This window comes from Legionella quateirensis, from assembly GCF_001467955.1.
GTDB classification, from domain to species: Bacteria; Pseudomonadota; Gammaproteobacteria; order Legionellales; family Legionellaceae; genus Legionella; species Legionella quateirensis.
The window spans coordinates 25,962-50,355 of record NZ_LNYR01000041.1; the positions used below are offsets into that span (position 1 = coordinate 25,962).

Consider the following 24,394-nt stretch of genomic DNA (forward strand, 5'->3'; position numbering starts at 1 on the left):
GTTGGTCAGGAGGGACAAACAGTTCTTTTTAAACTTTAAGCGAACTTCACGAGAATTGACATGAAATCACCAGTACAACACGTCCCTGTCTACCAGGTAGCACAATTTCAACAATTAATGGATGCGGTTCAAAATCAATATCCTATTTCATGTTTAAAATTAATGCACGACTCGGGAGTTGCTGCTTGTGACCTTTTGACGCATCTTTGGCCAAACATCAAAAAAATAGCTGTCTTTTGTGGCCGTGGGGACAATGGGGGGCAGGGATATGTGCTGGCTGAACAAGCACATCAACGAGGTCTTGATGTGACCGTTTATCAAGTGCGACATAGTTTGACGCCAACCAAACCAGAAAAAATGCATCAGGAGGTATGGGATGTAATGTGTTCCTGCCATCAACAAGGTATTCGATTACTCCCATACAGTAATGAGGTGAATCTTGATGAGCCGGAACTTATTGTCGATGCGATTTTTGGAATTGGTTTACAAGGAAGGGTAACTGCCGAAATTGAGCTACTTATTAAACGATTGAAAGCTAGTGACATCCCTGTTTTAGCACTCGAAGTTCCAACAGGAGTTGAAGCCAGTTCTGGTATTATCGCCGGTATTGCACTCCCTGCCACAGCTACTATTACCTTTTTAGGAATGAAATCAGGTCTGCTGGCAGGTGAGGGCTCACATTATAGTGGTGAGGTTTTTTTAAACGATTTACACGCTCCTCCAGCTGTTTTTCACTCTGTACAGTCTACAGAGGAGATTTGCATGCATCACGCATTTAACAATACTTATTACTTAAAAAAATAAAGGAACAAAATTAGATTGAAACGCTTTTAGAATATGCAAATTTGCGATTATTCACATGTATTTTTAACTCTCCAGACTTGTTCGCGGGACGTCAAAAGCTGCATTGTCAACTCAGCTGAATAGGCCTGACTTATTACCCTGAATTCTAAATTCATGATGAATAGATGCTCAAAATGTTTCGTCAATATCCTACTCCACGCAATTAAGCATTTTATTAAATATAAGTGCTTGACTTATTTATCAAAAAAAGTAGCATGCCATTCACCTTAATACTTTTGCTAATACAAGTTTTAACCCCCTGATTTCTTTAAAATATGCATTATTAAATGGATTTACCAATGATCTCAGGCTAATGGATAGAGGCGTAATGAAAAAACCATCAATTTTGTCATCGTTGTCAGCAGCAGCTGTACTATTACCTGCTTTAAATCATGCAACGCCGTCAATGGCACAACAAGATACAAAAACAACCGATATTTCAGCATTTAAAAAAAAATATGAACCCTTAATAAATGCTCCTTCAGTTAATAATACCCCAGACTTATGTATTGCACCTTATGTTAAGAAGACATTGGACTTACAAACCATAAAAATATTTTGTGTCGAAGGTGATCCAGCTAAAAAAGACAGTACAAGTACTGATCCGGAAACTGCAGTAAATGGAACCGTGGTTAGTACTACTGGGGATGGTACAGTTATTGCCGGAGATGGAACGGTTACTACGGGTGATGAAAGTACAACTGGAGACAATGCAACCACCGGTACTGATGCAGAAAGCTCTGAATATGATCGTCATTCAGTTTTTGGTGTGGACTCAAAAGTATTTACCCGGCTAACCCGGCCAGTTAAGAATTTATTTGCTGATGTTGCTTTTATTCAAACAAATATCTATCACAATAACCGAGCTTATAATTTAAATCCCTTACGTCCTGATCCAATGAATCAAGTTGAAACCATCAATGGTTATTTTGAGATCCCATTTACAGAGCGAATGGATATTAAAGCAACCGTTGGTCGAGATGCAACAACCAGCGCTACTCCTTTTTCATATGTTCAAATTAATTCTGCCGGAGATGTACGCCAAATAGTTACGGGACCATCAGTCAAGGATCAGCGTAATGATGGTATTGTTGATTTAAATTATTATGGTGATAACGCAACGTCCAAACTGCAAGTCGGTGCATCACGAGAATATGATTATAAATCAAATTTTGTTGGTGGTGAGACCAATCTGGATATTAATAATAAAAATACAGTTTTAATCCTTGGCTCCAGTTATACATCTAATGATGTAATACCCGATCAACTAGGGGCAGTAACGCCCAGAATTGGTGGAACTAACTTTAATTGGCAAATATTGAGTGGCCTGACTCAAATTATTGATAATAAATCCATTGGGCAAATTGCCGTTACTTATTTTCTGGATAAAGGTTATTTGCGCGATCCGTACAAGACCAATTTTGTACCTGATTCAAAAATTGGTTGGTCTGCGGCAGGGCGGTACATACATTACTTTCCAACCTTTCATGAGGGAAGTATTGATCTGAATTATCGTTATTATCGAGATACCTGGGGAGTAAACTCCTCTACTTTTAAGACTATTTTTCGGCTCGCTTTAGCTAATGGCTGGGGACTGGAGCCTGGCGTGAGGTATTATTCACAAAATGGCAGTAAATTCTACAATTTGTTAGTGCCTCCATTTGCGCCCTTACCACCTACATCGATTTACTATACCAATTTGTATCAATTTGCTTCATTTGGACAAATTTCTGGATTACTGCAAGTCAATAAACAACTTAGTGCTGCAAATACAATCTATGTAGGTGGTTCCTATGGAAAAAGAAGAGCTTCATTACGATTAGGCGGTACAAAAATTACTAATCCGCATGAGCCTGTCTTTACACAAATGAATATTTCTGAAGTTTATATTGGAATAAAAGGTGTATACTAATTAGGATTTACATAACTTTGGAGGATGTAATGAAAAAATACGGATGTTTCTTGTTTGTTACCATGGCCTTTGTTTCTAACCTTCTTTTTGCAGTAGGTGTAGGCGGCTCTGTACCCAATATTACTTTACCTTTAGTCTCTAATTCGTCAGCAAAAGTAAATGTCGCCGGCATCAATTCAAAATATGTGTTAATCGATTTTTGGGCTTCCTGGTGTGCTCCATGCAGGGTATCCATGTCAACTCTTTCCAAATTATCCAATAGCTTAGGTTCTAAAGGCTTCAAGGTTATTGGGATTTCCCTGGATAAAGATCCGGCGTTGGCCAAGCAGTTTCTAAAAAAATACCCAGCATCTTTTACTCAACTGCTTGATACCCAAGGCATATCGGCGCAACAATTTGGTTTGCCTAAAGTACCAACTTCATATTTGATTGGGCCAAATAAAAAAGTTATAGGTATTTTTCCTGGATATAATGAGGCAAATTTAAAAGCAATCAGAGAATTGGTAAAATAATATGAACAATTCAAGACCCATGATTAAGGTGGGTCTTGAATTATTAGTCAGGCTCACAATCCTTAGCCTTAAATAGTTACACTACATGGTATTCTTTATGAAAAAGCTTAATTATTCGGCAGTTCGAATGCACGCATTTCTTTTTTTAGCAGTTATAGGATGTGTAAGTTGCTCCAAGGTAGAACCTTGGGATAAAGGCAACTTCACCAAAGCAAGCATGTCTCTTCAGCCTTGGTCTATTCCTGAATATATGAATAACAAAACCATTGAGAAAGCACTGGAGTCCTCACGTGGGGGCATCACTCTGGGAGGTGGAGGTTGTGGCTGTGGTTAGTAAGTCCATCGCACGCAAATTAAAACCACTTGCTGTACGCTTTACTTCAATGGGTTCTCCTTGTGAAATTCGAGTTATGGCTGTTGATCAAAAGCTTGGTGCTTATGTAATTGAGCAAGCCGTTAAAGAAGTACGGCGGTTGAATGATAAATATTCACGCTATAGACCAGACAGTGTTACCAGCCAAATCAATCAATCTGCGGGAAGCGGTCATTTCAATGTTTTGGATGCAGAGACACAAGCTATTATTAATTATGCGGATGTGTGTTATCAACAAAGTGATGGATTATTTGATATTACATCAGGTGTTCTCCGTAAAGCCTGGAATTTTAAAGTAGTTCAAAACAAAGAAACTGTACCATCCCAGTCATATATTGATGAGTTATTAGACCTGGTAGGCTGGGAAAAAGTTTTATGGAAGGGAGATTCTTTTGCTTTGCCTAAAAAAAATATGGAAATTGATTTTGGTGGAATTGTTAAGGAATATTGTGCCGATGCGGTTGCAACATTATGTCTCAATTATGGTATTAATACTGGTCTGATTGATTTAGGAGGAGACATCCGAATTATTGGCCCTTATCCGGAACATGATACTTGGACCGTGCATATACAGGATCCTCAAAAAATAAAAAAATCTTGCGCACAATTAGACGTATTACAGGGAGGTATTGCAACAAGCGGTATCTATGAACGCTTTATTGAAATAGAAGGCAAACGTTATTCTCATCTCCTTAATCCCAAAACCGGTTGGCCTGTCGAAGAATACATCGCTTCATTAACAGTATTAGCAGATCAATGCATCATTGCTGGAAGTATTGCTACAATCGGCATACTTAAAGGTCGGGATGGCCTATCCTGGTTACAAGAGAACATTGATCTTCCTTATTGGTGCTGTCTTGCAACTGGAGAATTGATTACAAATGATGGTGTCAAATAAGGTCAAACTCCCCTGATTTATAGCACTCATTAAATGAATTTAATAAGTTCATTTTTAATGACATGACATAAGAGGATTTATATTTTCAGTAGTGTTAGGGTGTGTTGACATGGGTATCTTGAAGATAATTTCTAAAAATTCGTTCACAAGGCGTGTATCATTATAAATAAAATAACAATCAGCCAAATAATCTTTTGGCTGATTGTTTTGCTCTAGGGATAAGAGTATTAAGGTAAAGCAGGTGCTTGTGATGGGATTGCACGCTGCATTTGTTCTAGATTAATGTTGCTACACAGAACGATTTTTTTACCCTGTACTTCTGTTGTTCGAACATTGGCTTCACAAAAATTCAACTGATTCAAACCATTAACGATTTCTGTTGCTTCAGCTTCTGATGTGCAGTAACGCCATATAGTTAAGGGTTCTTTATTAGGAATCTTCCAATCCTTAAATCCTGTTATTTCCACCATCTGGTTTTGCAGAGCAACTCGATCGTAAACAGGCTTAAGAAACGAAACCTGTGATACAGAAGTAGTTGCTGATTTTTTACGTTCGACTTCATTCGTTAGACCTGTTAAAAACTCTTGAGCAGTTGCTGTCAAGAGCTGACAAGCCATTAACGAGTGGGCATTATTTGAATGATCTAAATATTTAAGAAAGGGGTTTTTAGCTACTAATGATTCAGTAATTCGATTCAAATCAAAATCTGGCTTAATTGCTTTTATTTGCGATGCAATTTTGTGCATCGCCATTCTCGCGTAAATTAACTTTGCCAAGTCAGGATCTGCGAATGGTTTAGTTTGTGCTTCTATGATACATTTAAGTAAATGTGCTGCTAAAGGCCCTCTGTCTTTTTCTATGCTTGCTATAGCTTCCGCATAACTACCCGTATTGGCATTACGGTCACCGGGTTTACGCATAAGGATATCAGGTAAATCGATACTTCTTAAAACAATATTATTCAATTCTGCTGCGGTTCGACCATTACCATTCGGAAATGCATGAATACGAGTAAACTGATAAAAAAGATCTGCGCAAAACTCACTCACCGCCACCAAATCATTATTGTTAAGTTGTTTCCATCGTGGAACCATTGTTTCAGCAAAATTGCGCATTTGGCCTGGTAAACGTTCTGGATAATCAACAAATAAGGCTATTTTCTCCACAACTTTAAGTTCGTGTTTAGGCAACAGATTATCATGCACGGCTGTGGTTAATCGGTTTAAAGCCAGAATGATACCAGCTAAGGGCTCCTCCAATTTCATTCGTTCTTTTAAAGTAGAATGAATAGGGGCTGCATTATCCCTTTCTAGTCGTTTCAGAATACGTAAAAACTGTTTCGCATCGTTATATTTAAGGCCCTGATTTTCTTTCACAAGCATATTCAAAAATCCCTGTTCGGACAGTTGAGGTTTAAATAATTTTGCGAAATACATAGCCAAATGATTCATCATATTGCTGCCGAAATGCCAACGAATCACCATCGATTTGGAATATTCTCCGCTCTTCCCTTCCTCGCTTAGAGAGAGCAGGGTTTTAGCCATTCGTTTATGTATGTTTAGTACCCAATCTTCAAAAATTTCCGGGGTAAGCGCATCCAGACCGTTTGCTTGAATCCATGGCAATATAATTTCCTCTGCTTAAATATAAGCAGCTTGCATGTCTTCATATTGTTCCATTTTATAAAGTGCATGATTCAACCCCTCACCATAGAGAAGTGCTTCTGGTGAAGACTCTGGCTCAAAACTATAGACCAGGGCGGGATTAAATAATTTTAGATTCAAGAAACTAGGCATTTTGACTTCTCAATAAAAAGAATCGATTCTACACCTTGCTCTCATTTAGATCAACAAAGTTCATTTTAAGTCTTTATGTCTCATAAGTGACATTCCAAATGTCTCATACCATCCCAGCTTTACTACATCTTTGACGTATCTCTTCCATTTTTTGGGCTGTCTCAATCCCTTTAACTGGCAACCCTCTTTCATCCAATAACCCCACTTGCACAAGCACGCTCGCTTGATCCCAATAAATATGCTCATGTGTCAACTTTCCATGAGAAAAGCCCACAATCACCACTAAAGGAATTTCTACTCGTTTTCCTGTTGGGGCTATGTTAGGTAACATCCAGCCAATTTCTGAATTATGAGTAAATTTAAAAATAAGCTCATCCACTAATTGGTGTTCATCAATTGTTCTGGAAATTAGCACCATTTCCGTGTCAGAGGGAAAAAATGTTCCGGTCAAAATTAAAGAACTATAGAACTGACGAACGCCCTCTAATCCCATGCCTCCTATTGCTGTAGGAATATTATTTAAATGCGGATCGGCGGTCATTGTCCCCAGGGTCGCGCTTAAATCTCTTCTTAATTCTGCATCAACATGTTGTTGAAACGCGTCCATCAAGGCTTGTTTTTCAGGAGATAGCGTGATCATAGCTCGTATCATGATATTTGGGGAGTTATTATCATTGTGTACCACAAAGTCCCAACTATCAAATCCCTGGAGGAGCACCGGGATCACGCCCTAAAAAGGTGCAACATAATATTTTCTTAATGTTTCTTGCGTATAATTTACACATCAAATATGTAACATGTCTTAGGATAAAGTCAATGGCAATTTATAAAGCACCAAAACCTCAATACACCAATTGGCAATGGTTTAAATTTATTGGCCTTCGCACTGTTTTTCCTCCGGTTTTACTCTGGGATCTTTTAAAACTCGGTGTGAATAAATTAGCAGGCAAGACTATCGGTAGCCTGGTTTTACCAGCCCAAGACTCAGATTTTTCAAATTGGAAGATTAGAGATGCCTCTCGCTATAATACTCCTCAAATCTCCTGCGAGCAGCATCAAGTTATTACTCATGATGGAGCAATACTTGATACCTTTGAGATAAAGCCTGAATCGCAAAAGCAGGTTGAGCCTAAATACCAAAAATATATTATCAATTTTGTCGGAAACGGCATGTGCTATGAAGATATCGTCGATGAGATGCAACAGGATGCCACAGACCTGGATGCGAATATAATTGGTTTTAATCTTCGAGGTGTGGGCCAAAGTACGAGTCGTGCCTTATCGAAAGATAATTTGGTAACCGATGGTATTGCTCAGGTGCAACGACTGCTGGATCAAGGCGTATCCCCACAAAATATCACATTAAAGGCCCATTCACTTGGTGCAGGTGTTGGATCTTTGGTTGCACAGCACTTTCATGAGCTAGGCCAACCTATAAATATCTTTAATAGCCGTTCATTTTCAAACATCACTAATTTTCTGGTAGGTCATGCCCGCCTGGATAAAGATGATAACGGGCAAGCTGTAGGACATAAAGAAAGTTTGGGAGGAAAAATTTTAGGATGGTTCATCAAACCCATCATTAAATTAGCTGTTATTTTAGCCAATTGGGAAATTGATGCCATTGACGCTTTTAAAAAAATTCCCAAAGAATATAGAGAATATATTGTTGTCAGATCAAGGAAAGAAATAAGAGAACGTCGCATTGATGATCCTGTAATACCTCACTATGCCTCGATACATAAGGGACTTTCAGATGAGCGTAAAGCAGAGAAAGCCAAAATTGATCGCTTGATTTCCGCTACTGATAAAAACGATACAAGCAAACTCGAAGAATTAGCTGCGGCCAGAAAGAAAGTGAGCAGTGATAGAAAAATGGAAACCGCATATAATAGTGCGGATGGTCATAATGCTGATTCGAATTCGCTGCATAATAGATCTGGTAAGTCTGCTCACGCCTTTTTCAAAGAATTTGTGGCTAAGGCGAATGAAGATCATGCGGTTAAACCGACTATTAACCTGAGTCATTAAATTAGATGAAATTTTATTTCACTTCCCTACCCATTACTCCCTTCACCCGCATAGCGAGAGAAGGGATTGTACCACCGGAACATAGCTAAAAAAATAGTGAATCAATAGGGTCTGAGGTATCCCCTCATCATTCTAGAGAGAATAATTACCGACTATTCAGTACAAAATTTCGTCTTTGCGAGCACCGCGAAGCAATCCAGAATACAGTTCCAATAAGGCTCCGTTCTGGATTGCTTCGCGTTGCTCGCAAAGACAGGTATTAAATTGATTACTAATGAGAAGATCAACGGGATCCGACTTGATTGATTTTATTTTATTTTATTTTATTTTATTTTATTTTATTTTATTAATATCCGAGGGAGCAGATTCTATTGCCTGCTCAATATCTTCAACTTTCTTCTCTGATTCAGTTTGTCCAAAAAACATTAATTTATTCACTGTAATTTCTTCATTTTGGTTCCATGATTTTACTGCTTGATATAGAGCATGACCGGCAAGGGCCAATAAGCCAATTCCAGTTAAACTGATTAGAATATTTGCAACAATAGGTTTCCAAATTTCTCGGTGTTCTCTCATCTGATCATTTTTACTATTTAATAGTCCTTTAAAATCCGCTTTAAATTTCAATAATTCCTGCTCATCCGGTTTTTTTACCAGAGATTTTTTATAAAAGTCATCCAGCTTCGTCTCTAGGGCGTTAGCAAGAGACTCAACTTCTTTTCCTTTATCTAGATCACTGGCTGTTAAAGAAATTCCATAGTCCCTCATTATCTTAATTTGAAAATAAATATTTTTTAGGTGTATGTTGGTTAATTTAAACTCATCAAATGCAATGTCTTCGTTTTTCCTTACATCAGGTTGATTTGAAACACTCAGATGAGGCGCTGTTACATCTTGATTATTCTTTAATGGCTCAGGTACTTCATCCCCCTGAACAAGTGAAGACGATGGTATTAAATTCGAAGCAGTTAGCTTTGATTCGACCACATCATCAACGTGTACAACTGATGGAAGAGTGTCTAATTCCGGATTTTGTTCCTTAAACGCAAGAAACTCATTCACTTTAAACAAATGTTTAAAAAAATCTAAAATATCTACATCTTTTACTTCTCGTTCTAGCAAGTCGCCAAGATCTACAAAAATTTGCCCCTCAGCAAATACAGCAACTTCATCATTTATATTTTTTCTTAAGTCGCTTTCACTATATCCTGGAGAATCTTTCCATCCACCAATATCTGAAATAACTGAACCTTTCTTCACTGCGAATCTAAAAAGATCAGTTAATGCAAATTGTAATTTTGATGATTCTCCCTCTGGGCACTCAACAGTTAATGTCTTACCATATGCTCCTGAATCAGAGGCTATGGTTGTGTTAATAACCTTATGTTTGATGATAAATCTCTCAAGGAATAATCCCACATTTTCAGTTGTGAGCTGTTCTCTTGTAGCTGTTAGACCATATCCGGCTGTAATCTCCATAGGTCCAGGTATTTTTGCTAAAGCACAAGCCAGGTTAAAGGCTCCGATATAAAAATAATGACACTTACCACCACCTAAAGCATGTTCATATATCTGTGTATCTTTTGTTGAAGGAGAAAAGAGACTAACTTGTAAAAGGGGCCAACCGGTTATTGAGTTACGGTGAATTAAAGGGATTTGATCATGTCTTTTTTTCCCTTGATTATGACCGTCAAGTAACATAGCTTGAGCATTTTCGGATAAAAAACGAACAGGCATGATTCACTCAAAATCACTGTAGTTATTAACCATTATAGATCAATATAAACCCAACAAGAACAAATAATGCTCCAATAGAACGAATATCCATCAATAATTCGTGGATTTTGAAATTGTATGATAGTATCCAACTCAAATTTATTGAGTTGTAGATGTAAATAATGCCAACTATTAAAGAAATATCCAGTGCTGTAGAATCTGTGAATCAAATTATACCTGACTTGTTGAAATGGTATCAGGTGATCCCGACTGCTGACACCCATAAAATAGTATCCATGCTCCAAGGCCAACTCGAAATGATTTGTGGTATTCCAAATCTGAGTCAGTACCAGCAGCGCGTGGCAAATTTGCCTTACCTTTGCGGATTGCCAGCAGCACTCAACTTATTAAAACAAGAAGGTATTGCATTTTGCACAAGAGTTCGGGAGTTCCCTGCTATCCATCCTCAATCAGTATTTGAACTTGCTTTCCAGTTACTCAAGGATCTTTGTGATTTGAATTCGGTTATCGGACTGGCAACCAAAAGAAACATAGATCAATTGCTGGTCAATTCGCATATATTATTACATGAGGAAACTGGTCATTTGTGGGAACGACTAACCGCAGATATATTCACTCAATCACATTTTGATACAATAATTGCGCTGTGTGAAAGTGGTGTTGACAATGCTCTAATTCGGGAACAATTTTCGACTTATGTAAATACTGTTGTTACATCAAACATCGGTTCTGCTTCATCTAGTGACATATCGCCTGTCGATACTTCAAGTTCTTCTGTAAGCTTACCCTCTGAATTAGCAAGAAAATTATGTTTGTTTAGTAATGGTACAATGCCAGAAACTCTTGATTTATTGAAGCAGATTAAACACCTTTCTCGTTCGTTTCCAATCGCAGAAACCTCCGATTCTTACGAAAAAACGTTGCAGTATTGCAATACTATGATGAAAAGCTGGGTGTTTCACAATCCGGAAGAAATAGCGCAAAAATACTTAATAGATGTTATGAATGAAGATAGTCTTTACAGAGACAAACTTTCCGGTTTATCGGCACGTCAAGTTCTAACTCGGACACTTTTGATAATAACATCGGAAATTTGGATAAAGAACTCTAAGAGAGATACCAGTGCCAGGGAAGATTATAATAAATTAATTGATTTGATTGCTAATACGCAACATATTGTACCTGTCTCAGAATGCGCTAAATTACACTATGAACCAATCGAGTCTTACCCCATCGATTTTCAGCTATAGCTAAGTTTGGGTGCATTCAATGCTATGCAAATCGATGACAATTTATCACCAGTTTAAAAGTTAACTTCATACGGGGTTGAATACCGGGGCCTGATCAAAATATCTTATTTAAAAACAGTATGATGTGTCTTTAAAGAACCTGATTCACCATAGAAGATCTATAATTACATTGCGAAATTACATTAGGAACCAATAGTTCTCAGAGGAATATTGGCAGCACAAAGTGGGTATAGAAACCCAAAGTTGATTCATATATGCTATTTTTATATCGAAGACACTTAAGTAGATTAAGGAAAAATACTTTTGTTTACATCCAAAATCACAGAAAAATCCGATGAACATCTAGCACATAGGACGGAAAGCATTATCGCCAAACTTGATTCGGATTTGTCAGACGCTGAAAGAATGTTGTTTTTTGAATTTTCTAATTCTTAGTTTATTGACCACAAGAACTACCATCTACTTCGCAAGATATACCCAGGATAAAACATAATGCATTTGAATCATGTTGGCCTGAAAGTCATGATGAATGTTCTCTTTTTCAGCGGCAAACCGAATCAGCGTGGTTAAGCATGCCCTGGAGAATTACAAAGTATATTTTCGTGATATTACAGCAAAGGATAGAGGCATGATCTATCTTTCTAATTAAAGAGAATATCAATTAAGACGACAATAAATAATAAAAATCAAGGGAATCGTAATGAACAAGCGGGGTTTGTAATTAGTGCAATGATGCTATTGATAGTGCGTTATTTTAATTCAATTCACTAGGCAGGCGCTACAGGCTACCTTGGTTGATATATAGGGATAGAACTATGGAATATTTAGAATATCTATTATTTTCCGCCATGTCTATTTGGTTGTTTTTTTTCATTATTCTATTCTTTTTGTTATTAGGCAGATATTTGGCCACACATAAACTCCGTCTATTTTCAGTCCAGGCTCAAAAAAAACCTAAGATCACCGAAGACATTAAAGTGTTTGAAGCGACTATTTATACCATAATGGGGCTTTTAATAGCATTTACATTTTCTGGAGCCAATTTAAGGGTGGATGAACAACGTAAACTAGTTATAGAGCAAATTGATTCCATTATAGCCACTTACCATTTTTTAGATGTATTGCCGCAGCCGGAACGTAAAGAAGCACAGGAGGTATTTAATCAATACCTGAATGGGCAAATCAAATGGTATCAAAATCGAACAACTGCAGCTGATAAAGAAAACCAAAGACGGGTTTATTTGAAATCACAACACAAATTATGGCATCTGGTTGTTGATACCTGCAGTCAAAGAAAGGTTAGTGCGTGTAACGGGCTTCTGAATACCTTAAATAACATGGTAGCACTAGAAAATAAAGTCACACTGTATAAACATATTCACCCTCCTTTAGTTATTTATTTACTTTTATTTTGTATTGTACTTTTAAGCTCCTTTCTTGCAGGGTATCGAATTAGAGATAATTTAAAACAAACATGGATTCATTTGGTAATATTTTCTCTTATATTATCGATTATGATTTTTATGATTATGAATTTGGAGTTTCCCCACTTGGGCGTATTCAGTGTGAATATATTTGGTAATTTTAATGAGGCATTTTTAAGGTTACCATTAATGTTGTGATAACCAGTTTAAACTCATTATTAAATCAAATGATTATATAAACTCCTTGTAAGATGCAGAGCAGCCTTATAAAAAGTAAGAAACCAATAACCCCATCGTGTTGATATTTCTTAAAAAATCATGATGTCCCTGGAAGCTAATTTAAGCTTGTGAATAGACCTTAAACGCAAAAAACAGGTTGTTTTTTAGTGTATCAAATTGTTTATTAATATAAAATTTGGCTCTGCCCCTATAGGGTTAGCATTGCCAATTAAAAAGGATTTTGCCAAATCAGCGAACTCAAAATGTGGAATAGATTATTTTCAGGAGAACTAAATGGACAAACACTATAATTATCTGATTATTGGTGGAGGATGCGGTGGATTAGCAGTTGCAGCACGTTTAAGAAGAACATTAAAAAATCAAACCATTGCACTTATTGAACCTTCAAGTACACACTACTATCAACCTCTTTGGACTTTGGCAGGAGCTGGAATAACCAGTTTTGCTGCGTCTCACAAACAACAAAAGAATTTAATTCCATCAGGGGTTGAGTGGATCGCTGATCGCGTCGTAAAGATTGATCCTACAGATCAACAGGTACAGTGTGCTAATGGAACCGTGATGCGATATGACTTTTTAGTTCTAGCTACAGGACTGGAAACTCGTTTTGACCTGATTCCAGGCTCCGAGTTTATTGGAACCAATGGAATTTGTAGTATTTATCATAAGGAATCAGTAACTAAAACAGCAGAGATGATTGATCAATTTAATGGCGGAAATGCCATTTTCACTATGCCGCCTGTCCCGATTAAGTGCGCTGGCGCTCCTCAAAAAATCATGTATTTATCAGACTTTATCTTCCGAAAAAACGGGGTACGTCAACAGACGAAAATAACCTTTGCAACCGCTGGAAAAGTGATGTTTAGCGTACCATCATTTGCAAACAGCCTGACACAGGTGGCTGCTCAAAAAGATATTACCACTCTATTTTCTCATCGTTTGACCAAAATTGATCCGCAACAACGCCTAGCCTGTTTTGAAAAGACCCGTGAATACGAACAAGACGGAGTCATAAAATCAGAGACCCATCAAGTATCGATGCATTTTGATCTGTTGCATGTGGTTCCACCTATGGCTGCATCCAAATTAATTCAAGAATCAGGACTCGCAGTTGAAACAGGCGCTCATAAAGATTGGCTGAAAGTGGACATGCATACACTACAACATCTCGACTATAAGAATATTTTTGGTATAGGTGATGTTACTGGTATTCCTAACTCAAAAACAGCAGCAGCAATTCGCCAACAAGCCCCTATAGTTGTAGAAAATCTTCTCTCAGTTGCCAAGGGCGAAGACCCTAAAGCTCACTATGATGGTTATTCCGCATGCCCCATAATTACTGATAAGGGTAAAGTAATTCTTGCTGAGTTTGGTTATGATGGAACATTAATGCCAACGTTCCCATTCGATATGACCAAGCAACGCAGAAGCCTGTGGCTCCTAAAAAGATTTTTATTTCCTAAATTATATTGGCACGGAATTATAAAAGGACGAGCATAGCAAAGGAAGGCCAAGCTAACAACGAGACAATCAAAAGTAGCCCGGATGAAGCACAGCGAAATCCGGGAAGCCTATGCGCAGCATAGTACATTTTAATCGATACCCGCTTGGCGAGAGTGTTCATACATTCATTATAAACGCCAAGCACAGTTATAAGCATTTTTTCAGTAGTAAATTAAGCAATGTATAGTTAATTACCTTGTTCGTTGTCTCCATTGTTTCCATTATTTCCGTTGTCTCCATGGTTTCCATGGTTTCCGTTGTTTCCATTGTTTCCACTGTTTCCACTGTTTCCACTGTTTCCACTGTTTCCGCTGTTTCCACTGTTTCCACTGTTTCCGCTGTTTCCACTGTTTCCGCTGTTTCCACTGTTTCCACTGTTTCCACTGTTTCCACTGTTTCCACTGTTTCCACTGTTTCCACTGTTTCCACTGTTTCCACTGTTTCCGCTGTTTCCACTGTTTCCACTGTTTCCACTGTTTCCACTGTTTCCGCTGGAATTATCTCCCCTACAACTTGCAGGACGATATTTATCAGCCAACGTACCCGCAGTACAATCCCAGGTAATTATTCTAGAAACAGCATCAAATGTTGGGGTTAGTACAATTGTGCCATTACCTGAATTTTGAGTATAAGTAATGGTTATAAGCCCATTATCTATGGCAATTGAAGATACATTAGACGTAGGATTAGGCGCCGTATATCCTGCACCGGGATCATTCAAAGGGAATACTCCATTTGAATTAGTCGATTCAGATACCGCTATTTTCGCGGTATCCGCTAAATTTAAACCTTCTATTACTCGCGATCTAATTGTATAGTCTTGATAAGCAGGAATAGCAATTACAGCCAGAATTCCAATTACAGAAACCACAACCAATAATTCAATAAAAGTAAATCCACGAACGGTCATTAACTTTCTCAACGCATACAATTATCTAACCGATTCCCTAATTATAGTCTGTATACCTCACTCATGCTTCCCAATGTGAAAAGGTAACTTTATCGTGGAATAATTTTATAATTACACAAGTATTGATAAGGTGCTTCAGAATCACGGGATAAAGTAAAATAAACATCACTGCTCCTGGTGAGCGGTAAGTAACTGTCAAGACATGCGTCTTTATAATGGTTTTGCTCATCATTTAGCTCAAACCACACTAAAATATAATTGTCTATTCCTGTGTGATCTTTATCAATTTTTACATTTTGAGCATAAGCCTCAATAACAGGGACTTCAGGTTCGATATATTTTTCGTAGGGAATACCGTCCTTGTTATAATTGATTACCGCCAGAGGCCTGAATGTGTCGGCCGTATTATTGGTAAAAAACAAACGGACATTGTAAGCATAAGTATTGATTGCAAATAATAAGCAAATAAATAAAACAGATTTTTTCATTGGTCAATCCATAATGTCAATCGAAGTTGGTTCATTATTCATCCATAAGAATAATGACTCATGGCTTGTTTCCTAAAGCCTAGATTACTGGTTGGATGTTTACATAAGTGATCTCCTTATCATGACTTGCCATAAAATGATGGCAATAAGATACCGTACTAATCTTATAATTCAAGAAAAATTGCAAAGCAGAGAACAAACTAGCCAAACAAATATAACCCCTGAGTTAAAGTTGAGAGCTAACGTGCAACACTGTAGAATTCCTTAGCCAACAAGACTATTCGAGTTGTAATAATTAAGCTGCAATCCGAGGTGTACAATGAAATTAATGATTAAAATCAATATAATAATATGGATATTGATTTTCTCCATAGGGTCACATGCCCAAAATGATTCAATACAATGCCCCACCCTGTCTGAATTAGGAATTACTCAATTTAATGAAGATAACTTCAATTTACCCCTACCCAAATCATCAGACCAGACTTTATGCGGTCTGCGTCCAGATGGATTTTCTTGCTACTCTGCATGGAATGTTACAAAAGAACCCTATGCGCAAGGTTGGTTGATATTAATTACTTTTTTATCAAAAGACGGTGAAGATGCGCTCCTGAATTTAAATCAATCAGAGATATTCTATACTTCCAGTTTTTATGACCCGATTCTTGGATGTCAAGGGGTTCTAGGCACTATCGAATGGAACTTATATTCTCCAGACAGTCTCTCTGCAATACGCTACCGGAATGAGGTTTAGTCCCAAAACGCTAATGGGGTCGCGCCTTGCCTTTTGCCTTCCCCCTTATGCAATTTCTGTATTTGTTTTTCTAATAACATTTAATTTCATTGAATTGTTAAGACAAAAGGCAAGGCGCGCCCCCATTTTACAATCATGTGACTCAAGGTACCGATGTTTGTCTTGATGACGATTTAGTGCTTTGGTTTACTAAGGAATTTTTTATGAACATTGTGAATGAACCATGACATTTAAAGCAACCTGGGAAAAAGTAGACCAGAAAATACAACTGCCTGTTCAGACCATTGAAACTATGGTAAAGATGGCCTTTCCTAATAAAAAGATGTCTTCTTATCAGATAATTTCTGGTGGCTGCGCCAATCTCAACATCCAAATCGACCTGGAAGCAGATAAATCAACCTATATATTGCGCATTTATTTGCGGGATAAAGAAGCTGCATACCGTGAAAAAAACCTGAGCCTACTTTTAAGAAAAACCATTCCAATACCACAAGTCCATTTTATTGGGGATTATGAACATTATCGCTTTGCAATCACCGAATTCATCCACGGAATTACACTCAGAGATCTGTTATTGGGTAATCAACCCTACGACATGAATTCGATTATGTTTTCAGCAGGAAAGATGCTCTCCATTATTCAAGCCGACCGCTTTGACTCTGCTGGTTTTTTCAATAAAGAATTGATGGTAGCTGAACTAACCACCAAAGAGGCCTTGCTGCACTATGATCAAGAGAGTTTAAATCATCCTTTTGTGATTCAAGCCTTAGGCAACGAAGTCATTACAAAGATAAAATTTCATCTAGATCACTTTAAATCATATATTCCAGATGATCATGAGAATCACTTGGTTCATGGAGACTTTGATCCCGCTAATATTTTGGTTGATATAAAAAATGGGCAATGGGAAATTACAGGTATTTTAGATTGGGAATTTTCTTTTTCTGGATCACCCCTTTGGGATGTAGCCAACATGCTCCGTTATGCACATCAAATGCCTGTTCAATTTGATGAAGCATTTTTAAAAGGTTTAAAGGAAGGTTATACTCTTCCACCGGACTTTCGCATTAGTATTTACTTACTTAATCTTTCATCCTTACTTGATTGCCTCGCACGATGCTCCTATGGTCCACATTCAAATCAGTGCCGTGATATTCGTTCACTTATTAATTTTTTCATCAAACAACTGGATAATGCGTTGTGAGTACTCAAAGAATAATCGAAGTTGTTCCCTATAATCCAGAGTGGCCCATTTTATTTAGTATGAGTAAAATGCCAGTTAAAAATAATATGACATAGAGACAGCACATCATGGTAAAAATGCATGAAAACGAACTTGAGATAGACGAAGATCTTGTCCATAAACTTATAAAAAATCAGTGCCCTCAGTGGTCTAATCTGTCTATAAAACCTATAGTATCAAGTGGAACGGACAATGCGTTATTTCGTTTAGGCAGTGAGTACGTTGTTCGTCTTCCCCGAATTGAGTGGGCTCCAGGAAGTATCAATAAAAATATTAATAAAGAATATGAGTGGATTCCAAAAATTGCTAAATTTCTGAAAATATCCATCTCTGAACCTGTGTTCAAAGGTAATCCTGAAGAATTCTATCCTTGGTTTTGGACTGTGACCAAATGGAATGAGGGACATAACCCAAATTTTGAAAAAGATAAGGAATATGAACTTCTTGCTAAAGACTTGGCATTATTTTTAAACGAGTTGCACGAGATAAAACTAGAAAACGGCCCTTCTTCCCGCCGCGGAATTCCCCTAAAAACGATGAGTCTATTGTCTATGAATGCAGACAATGATCATTCAAAAGTGGTCTCATGGAGTTAATGTGTGAAAAATTTTCAGATAGAGTCTATTTGCTCTTACTTTAAACTAGGCACGCCCATAAAGCCTCCCAATAGAATTTATGGGGGACTGCTTCATATAATGTGGCAACTACAAACTGAAAAAGGCTTTTATGCAGTAAAGCAGTTATCCAGGGACATCAATCTTTCTGATAACCACCTTATTGAAAATTATAACCTTACTGAACACATTGCTTCTAACTTTATTCAAAAAGGTATTCCCGCTGTTTGTGCCATAGGGCAAGCGAGTAACTATTTACTGATTATCGATGACGTAGGTTTTTTGGTGTATCCGTGGGTTATTGCCAAAGCACTGGATAAAGACACTATATCGAAGCCTCATGCCCTGCAAATTGCACTAATATTAGCTCGATTGCATGAGATTAATCTACACGTTCCAGAGTTTTTAGAGCCTGAATATGCTATTCATACAAACGATAATCTTATAGCCTTAACTCAAAAAGCTGAAGAATACGATTGCCCGTTTTCCCCGCTTTTAAATAAGCATCTTGCAGATTTACTCAGCTCAAATACTGCTTACCTTCAAACGGTTCCCATTCTTAAAAAACATAATGTTGTTAGTCATGGTGATTTGGACCAAAAAAATGTTTTATGGGATAAGGCTAATAATCCAATTCTTATTGATTGGGAATCTGCTCGCAAATTGAATCCAACTTATGAAATCGTAAATAGCAGTTTAGATTGGAGTGGGATCACGACACAATTTAATCCCGACTTGTTCAATAAAATGATTCAGACCTACAAAAACGCTGGAGGCATTATTAACAAATCAGATTATGAAGCATCGTTCTATGGTGTTTTAGGAAATTGGATAAATTGGTTCGCCTATAACATAGAGCGTTCCTGCAACCCACTAGACTCCGAACAGCGTGTAATGGGAATAGAACAAGTGACCCAGGTTATTCCTACACTATTGCGTATAAACGACTCAATTAAAAAGCTAGTTTAATTAAGGTGAACTTTAACAATGACTTATCAATTATCCTTTGAGAGCAACCCAACTCAGGAAGACATTCAAGTTCTTGGTAATGCGATTATGGAACAAGCTACACAGAAAAAAGGATTTAATCCTTTGGACTTTTTTGCTTACTTCATCCGAGATGCAGACAATACCATCGTGGGTGGCTGTAATGGGTGTGTACTTTATGGATGTCTTTATATCGATCAGCTTTGGGTAAGTGATATCCTACGAAAACAAGGTTGGGGAGCAGCACTTGTAGAAGCAGCCCTTCAATATGGTAAAGAAAACGGCTGTACTTTTGCCTCCGTCAATACTTTTGATTGGGAAGCTCTTGATTTTTATCAAACACTTGGTTTTAAGATTGAATTTGAAAGGCATGGATTCCTCAAAGATTCAGTATTTTATTTTTTACGCAAGAATTTCTAATCTTTGGGGATCAAGGTTCTATGGGGTCGCAACGATCAATAGGGTCGCGCCCTGTCTTTTGCGCTACCCCAAGAGCTCTTTTAAGGTTATATATAACGACCGGGAGAGGAGATAATCCGTATTAGACTAAAGTTAGTTCTTTATTTAAACTCAGGCCGAGATTCTTCTTGGCCCCCGCTAACCTTGACTCTTATAGCTGCTTCAGGTGCCTTCCAAAAAGAATGGAAGTCTTTTGTTAACTTTGAATTAATACCTAAAGATGCAAATCCCATTTGCCGAAAAGCACTTTCTTTATGCTTCTGCCAAAAGTCATAACTATGCGAACCGCCATCAATTAGCTCATGTTTAACTTGATGACCTTTTGCTATCAGCTTTTGTTCTAAATCATTATGCAAGGTCGCAAAAGTTGGAAAACCGTCAAAACCCTTCTCTTCCTTACCCGCTTGTAAATAAAAACTAATTGGAAGATCTGGTTGATACGGGGGATATTCATGAGCATCGAGCCACTCCATTTTTCCGACGCTCAAATCAAGTTGTGCTGCGTCAAATGAACACTCTTTCTCCCAGCCTCTATACCACCAAAACGCGCCGGATTGAACTAAGGCTTTAGAAAATGTGTTCGGATGCTTGAGCACTGTATGAACGGCTGCAACTGCGCTCATACTTACTCCAGAAATAGCTATTTGCTCGCGATCAGTCGAGCATTCAAAAAGCCCTCCCTCAGATAGCGGTCGTTGAAGCAATGGAAGAAGTTGATCATGTAGAAATGAGGTAAAATCAGGATTACAGGCGTATTCAGCTACCCGATCTCGCATCAGAGGAGGAGCGGGTATAAATACAGCCAGTTGTTTGGTATGTCCGTCCTCTTTATATAATCTATCCAAAATATCAGGTGTGGATTCAATTTGCTCGGTAACAATTGAACTTATTTCATTTTCGCCATCCAGACAAATTAGAATCCCTAATTGAGGCGCAGTGACTGGTTGATGGATGTAAATAATACGGTCGCCACGAGTTTGATTCAAATCATTGAATTCATAATCATCATTTATTTGTTCTAACGCACAGGGAAGGGTATTTATAAACAAGAATTTTTTTACTATAGCCATTAATAGCCTCTGTTGTATCAATCTGGTTTTGGCAAATTTTATCACAGATTGCACAGATGGCTCTATGTCGATTATACATAATCACAATGGGGGTCAGATCTTGCTTTTTGCTTGCAGGCCATAACAAAGCAAAAAGCAAGATCTGCCCCCTTAAATTTCTTAAATGTTCCGGTCAAAATTAAAGAGCAATAGAACGGACGAACGCCCTCTAATCACATGCCCCCTATTACTGTGTACCACCAAGTCTCAACTATCAAAATCCTGGAGCAGCATAATATTCTCTTAATATTATTTGTCTATAATTTACGCATATAATATGTCTTTGGACAAAATCAATGACGATTTACAAAGCCCCAAAACCTCAATACACCAATTGGCAATGGTTTAAATTTATTGGCCTTCGCACTGTTTTTCCTCCTGTTTTACTCTGGGATCTATTAAAACTTGGCGTGAATAAGTTAGCAGGCAAGGCTATCGGTAGCCTGGTTTTACCAGCTCAAGACAACGCATATTCAACTTGGAAGTATAGAGATCCCTCTCGGTTCAATACCGATCAAATCTCCTGTAAGCGGCATACTGTTGTTACTCATGATGGAGCAGAACTTGATACCTTTGAGATAAAACTTAAATCGCAAAAGCAGGTTGATCCTAAATACCAAAAATATATTATCAATTTTGTCGGAAACGACATGGGCTACGAGCATATCGTAGATGAAATGCGACAGGATGCCGTAGAACTGGATGCGAACATAGTTGGTTTTAATCTTCGAGGCGTGGGCATGAGTACGAGTCGTGCTTTATCGAAAGATGATTTGGTTACCGATGGTATTGCTCAGGTACAACGTTTACTGGATAAAGGCGTTTCACCTCAAAATATCACTTTGAAAACCTTTTCACTGGGCGCTGGGGTTGGATCTTTGGTTGCTTATCATTTTCATCAGCTAGGTCAACCTATAAATATCTTCAATAGCCGTTCATTTTCAAATATCACCGATTTTCTGGTAGGTCATACGCGTCTGGATAAAAATGAAAACGGGGATGCTGTAGGTCATAAAGAAAGCTTTGGAGGTAAAATATTAGGGTGGATTATCAAACCAATCATTAAATTGGCTGTTAATTTAGCTAATTGGGAAATTGATGCCATTGATGCATTTAAAAACATTCCCAAAGAATATAGAGAATATATTGCTGTCAGATCAAGAAAAGAAATAAGAGAAAATCGCATTGATGATCCTGTAATACCTCACTATGCCTCTATACATAAGGGACTTTCAGATGAGCGAAAAGCAGAAAAAGCCAAAATTGATCGCTTGATTTCAGCTACTGATAAAAACGATACAAGAAAAATCGAAGAATTAACTGCTGCCAGAAAAAAAGTGAGCAGTGATAGGAAAATGGAAGCCGCATATAACGGTGCAGATGGCCATAATTCTGATCCGAATAAGTTGCATAACAGATTTGATAAGTCTGCTCACACCATTTTCAAAGAATTTGTGGCTAAGGTGAAAGAAGATCATGGGGTTGAACCTACTAATAACATGACTCTTAGGTAGAAGGAATATTGATTTAACCTTACTACAACCTTATCCATGCTTCCCACTTACCCCGCATGACGGAAAAAGGGGTTATATAACCAGACCCCAGACAACAGAAATAGTGAGTCAAGCACACAATGGGGGTCAGATCTTGCTTTTTGCTTGCAGGCTATAACAAAGCAAAAAGCAAGATCTGCCCCCCCTATATTATATGAGTTTGGACCTGATTCATTTCCATTATCTGCGTTTATAAATCAAATATTATTTCGAATCAAGGAGTTGTCGGGCCAAGGCCCGACCTACGCTTGCTATAGCCATTAATTGCCTCTGTTGTATCAATCTGGTTTTGGCAAATTTTATCACAGATAATTAAATTGCTCAGTAATGGGGTCAAGCACACACCAATGGGGTCAGCTATCAGGATATAACATAGCAAAAAGCAAGATCTGACCCTGTTGCTATTCATTGTCCAAGGCATTTAGATACTCCACCGGATTCTCTAAATGCATGTTAACTGTTATCGATGTGTCCGGGTCGGCGCCCCCAATCCCCCATTCCTTTCCGTCGCAGGTAAACTGGCAGCAAAAAATAAAACTCGCGCAGAGGAACACATGCATCAATGTGGAGCGAACGTCCATTCCATTGCAGCCGGATTTGCCATTGCAGGAAATGATCAATTCGTAGACTATTATTTGAATGAATTTAATGTAGATAAGAACCACATAGCTTACGGTTATGCTCTTATTGGAAATCATAAAAAAGTAGATGAATATTTAACCCTCCATAACGCCAGTATTCAGTTTGTACTACAGGGTTTGCCTTAGCCAATAATCATGAAAAAGTTGAAGAATATAGAGTCAAATATGGAGCCGATGTTATTAATATTGCTATCGGATATAAGGTAATGGAACGTAATCGTAATGAACAACATGTCCTGAAGTGATTTTCGAACATCCGGAATAAGCCGGGCATCAACACCCAACAAGACATTCATGCCTGTTGGGTGTTGAGTAGCCCAAGCTACTGCTTATTAAAGAGGTGTATATCTGTTTGTATAGGAAACATCATCATCACTGGAGTCAATGTCCATAGCCTCAGGTTCACTAAAGAATCCCAAAGTAGATGCGGTTGGTGTGGACTCAGGAACACTTGAAGCGGCTTCAGAATGAGTGGGTTCATTATTCACAGCAGAAGGTCTATATCCCAAAAAGGTAGGAGTTTGGGTAGCCTCAAACAGTTCAGGTCGTATCAGTCCGGTCTGATCAAATCCGTACTCATCCAATAATGTGAAGAGTTTATCAGCACTATCGGCTGGTAAATTACTGCTAAATGCAAGAGCTGCTTTTTGTACAAAAACAAGAGCCGCCTCTCTGATTTCGGGGCCAAATCGCCAATTGCCGTCGACAAATCCCATTCGATGATTGAGATAGCGCCCTTCTTCTGCAACGTAATAAGATAAAGTAATCAATCCAGGAACAGAGCTTTCTCTTAGCAACCATACCGCTTTTGTTGGCAGGAGGTTAGCACCGCGTTGTTCCAATTTAGTATATCCCTTATCTTCGTTTACCTCGCTGGAAAAAATAACAGATGGTTCTTCTGGTGATGAAATCACAATGTTCCCCTATAAATGCTGTCTATGTTAATTCCATTGAATTTGCTAAAACACCACGGAACATAAAACAGAATCATCTAGACTGTGTTTATTAAGAATAAACCGGGAACAACAAATTCAACCTGATTAATTTTAACACACTTACTGTTCAAATAAAAACATTTAATGGATCACGATCAATCCCAATGTTACTCTAAGCATGT

Annotated in this window: 23 protein-coding genes and 1 pseudogene; 16 read left to right on the forward strand and 8 right to left on the reverse strand. The window is 37.9% G+C overall.

The window, feature by feature from the left end; genetic code table 11:
* Positions 1-60 precede the first annotated feature (60 nt).
* The 5 genes from Lqua_RS14145 (at position 61) to Lqua_RS14170 (ending at position 4,538) form a co-directional block, all read left to right on the forward strand.
* Positions 61-804: an NAD(P)H-hydrate epimerase gene (locus Lqua_RS14145; protein ID WP_058474935.1), complete on the forward strand. Its 744-nt coding sequence runs from the start codon at positions 61-63 to the stop codon at positions 802-804.
* Positions 805-1,171: 367 nt separating this feature from the next.
* On the forward strand, positions 1,172-2,755 hold the full coding sequence (locus Lqua_RS14150; protein ID WP_058474936.1) for a DUF3570 domain-containing protein: 1,584 nt from the start codon (positions 1,172-1,174) through the stop codon (positions 2,753-2,755).
* A gap of 29 nt (positions 2,756-2,784) precedes the next feature.
* Positions 2,785-3,267 (forward strand): TlpA family protein disulfide reductase, encoded by a 483-nt coding sequence (locus Lqua_RS18015; protein WP_083501350.1) that lies wholly within the window; start codon positions 2,785-2,787, stop codon positions 3,265-3,267.
* Between the two features lie 97 nt (positions 3,268-3,364).
* On the forward strand, positions 3,365-3,601 hold the full coding sequence (locus Lqua_RS14165; protein WP_058474939.1) for a DUF4266 domain-containing protein: 237 nt from the start codon (positions 3,365-3,367) through the stop codon (positions 3,599-3,601).
* Positions 3,588-4,538: an FAD:protein FMN transferase gene (locus Lqua_RS14170; RefSeq protein ID WP_157076151.1), complete on the forward strand. Its 951-nt coding sequence runs from the start codon at positions 3,588-3,590 to the stop codon at positions 4,536-4,538. Before Lqua_RS14165 ends, Lqua_RS14170 begins: the two co-directional genes overlap by 14 nt.
* A gap of 227 nt (positions 4,539-4,765) precedes the next feature.
* On the opposite strand, the gene Lqua_RS14175 is transcribed toward Lqua_RS14170, so the two are convergent.
* From Lqua_RS14175 to Lqua_RS14180, 3 genes are all read right to left on the reverse strand, one after another.
* Positions 4,766-6,163: a Fic family protein gene (locus tag Lqua_RS14175; RefSeq protein ID WP_058474941.1), complete on the reverse strand. Its 1,398-nt coding sequence runs from the start codon at positions 6,161-6,163 to the stop codon at positions 4,766-4,768.
* Between the two features lie 15 nt (positions 6,164-6,178).
* Complete coding sequence (locus tag Lqua_RS18255) at positions 6,179-6,334, reverse strand: hypothetical protein (protein WP_157076152.1); 156 nt, start codon at positions 6,332-6,334, stop codon at positions 6,179-6,181.
* A gap of 103 nt (positions 6,335-6,437) precedes the next feature.
* Positions 6,438-6,974, reverse strand: a complete 537-nt coding sequence (locus tag Lqua_RS14180) for a nuclear transport factor 2 family protein (RefSeq protein WP_058474942.1) — start codon at positions 6,972-6,974, stop codon at positions 6,438-6,440.
* 98 nt (positions 6,975-7,072) lie between these two features.
* Between Lqua_RS14180 and Lqua_RS14185 the strand changes: the two genes are divergently transcribed.
* Positions 7,073-8,365, forward strand: coding sequence for an alpha/beta hydrolase family protein (locus tag Lqua_RS14185; RefSeq protein WP_274519363.1), 1,293 nt, complete (start codon positions 7,073-7,075; stop codon positions 8,363-8,365).
* A gap of 333 nt (positions 8,366-8,698) precedes the next feature.
* Here the strand turns inward: Lqua_RS14185 and Lqua_RS14190 are convergent, their stop codons facing one another.
* A complete protein-coding gene (locus Lqua_RS14190; protein ID WP_058474944.1) occupies positions 8,699-10,102 on the reverse strand; it encodes a hypothetical protein in 1,404 nt (467 codons plus the stop codon).
* A 161-nt stretch (positions 10,103-10,263) separates the two neighbouring features.
* Between Lqua_RS14190 and Lqua_RS14195 the strand changes: the two genes are divergently transcribed.
* The 3 genes from Lqua_RS14195 to Lqua_RS14205 all read left to right on the forward strand — a co-directional run bounded on the left by Lqua_RS14195 (position 10,264) and on the right by Lqua_RS14205 (position 14,516).
* Positions 10,264-11,352 carry a hypothetical protein gene (locus Lqua_RS14195; protein ID WP_058474945.1) on the forward strand — a complete coding sequence of 363 codons (1,089 nt, stop codon included), beginning with the start codon at positions 10,264-10,266 and terminating at the stop codon, positions 11,350-11,352.
* A gap of 815 nt (positions 11,353-12,167) precedes the next feature.
* Complete coding sequence (locus Lqua_RS14200) at positions 12,168-12,974, forward strand: bestrophin-like domain (protein WP_058474946.1); 807 nt, start codon at positions 12,168-12,170, stop codon at positions 12,972-12,974.
* A gap of 315 nt (positions 12,975-13,289) precedes the next feature.
* Positions 13,290-14,516, forward strand: a complete 1,227-nt coding sequence (locus tag Lqua_RS14205; RefSeq protein WP_058474947.1) for an NAD(P)/FAD-dependent oxidoreductase — start codon at positions 13,290-13,292, stop codon at positions 14,514-14,516.
* A 508-nt stretch (positions 14,517-15,024) separates the two neighbouring features.
* Here the strand turns inward: Lqua_RS14205 and Lqua_RS19065 are convergent.
* Both Lqua_RS19065 and Lqua_RS14215 read right to left on the reverse strand, forming a co-directional pair.
* Positions 15,025-15,429: pseudogene (locus tag Lqua_RS19065) on the reverse strand (pilin); the annotation flags it as partial.
* An 89-nt stretch (positions 15,430-15,518) separates the two neighbouring features.
* Positions 15,519-15,917, reverse strand: coding sequence for a hypothetical protein (locus Lqua_RS14215; RefSeq protein ID WP_058474948.1), 399 nt, complete (start codon positions 15,915-15,917; stop codon positions 15,519-15,521).
* A gap of 319 nt (positions 15,918-16,236) precedes the next feature.
* Between Lqua_RS14215 and Lqua_RS14220 the strand changes: the two genes are divergently transcribed.
* The 5 genes from Lqua_RS14220 (at position 16,237) to Lqua_RS14240 (ending at position 19,935) form a co-directional block, all read left to right on the forward strand.
* On the forward strand, positions 16,237-16,671 hold the full coding sequence (locus Lqua_RS14220; RefSeq protein ID WP_058474949.1) for a hypothetical protein: 435 nt from the start codon (positions 16,237-16,239) through the stop codon (positions 16,669-16,671).
* Between the two features lie 223 nt (positions 16,672-16,894).
* Entirely contained in the window at positions 16,895-17,875 is a 981-nt protein-coding gene (locus Lqua_RS14225; RefSeq protein WP_058474950.1) for an aminoglycoside phosphotransferase family protein, read from the forward strand.
* Positions 17,876-17,982: 107 nt separating this feature from the next.
* Entirely contained in the window at positions 17,983-18,510 is a 528-nt protein-coding gene (locus Lqua_RS14230) for a phosphotransferase (protein WP_058474951.1), read from the forward strand.
* 3 nt (positions 18,511-18,513) lie between these two features.
* Positions 18,514-19,497, forward strand: a complete 984-nt coding sequence (locus tag Lqua_RS14235; protein WP_058474952.1) for a phosphotransferase — start codon at positions 18,514-18,516, stop codon at positions 19,495-19,497.
* An 18-nt stretch (positions 19,498-19,515) separates the two neighbouring features.
* Positions 19,516-19,935, forward strand: coding sequence for a GNAT family N-acetyltransferase (locus Lqua_RS14240; protein ID WP_058474953.1), 420 nt, complete (start codon positions 19,516-19,518; stop codon positions 19,933-19,935).
* A 140-nt stretch (positions 19,936-20,075) separates the two neighbouring features.
* Here the strand turns inward: Lqua_RS14240 and Lqua_RS14245 are convergent, their stop codons facing one another.
* Positions 20,076-21,044, reverse strand: coding sequence for an alpha/beta hydrolase (locus Lqua_RS14245; protein ID WP_133141102.1), 969 nt, complete (start codon positions 21,042-21,044; stop codon positions 20,076-20,078).
* A 335-nt stretch (positions 21,045-21,379) separates the two neighbouring features.
* Here Lqua_RS14245 and Lqua_RS14250 point away from each other — a divergent pair, with 335 nt between their 5' ends.
* Complete coding sequence (locus tag Lqua_RS14250) at positions 21,380-22,597, forward strand: alpha/beta hydrolase family protein (protein ID WP_058474955.1); 1,218 nt, start codon at positions 21,380-21,382, stop codon at positions 22,595-22,597.
* A 485-nt stretch (positions 22,598-23,082) separates the two neighbouring features.
* Entirely contained in the window at positions 23,083-23,403 is a 321-nt protein-coding gene (locus Lqua_RS14255; RefSeq protein WP_058474956.1) for a hypothetical protein, read from the forward strand.
* Between the two features lie 206 nt (positions 23,404-23,609).
* Here the strand turns inward: Lqua_RS14255 and Lqua_RS14260 are convergent, their stop codons facing one another.
* A complete protein-coding gene (locus Lqua_RS14260; RefSeq protein WP_058474957.1) occupies positions 23,610-24,191 on the reverse strand; it encodes a hypothetical protein in 582 nt (193 codons plus the stop codon).
* Between the last annotated feature and the right edge of the window lie 203 nt (positions 24,192-24,394).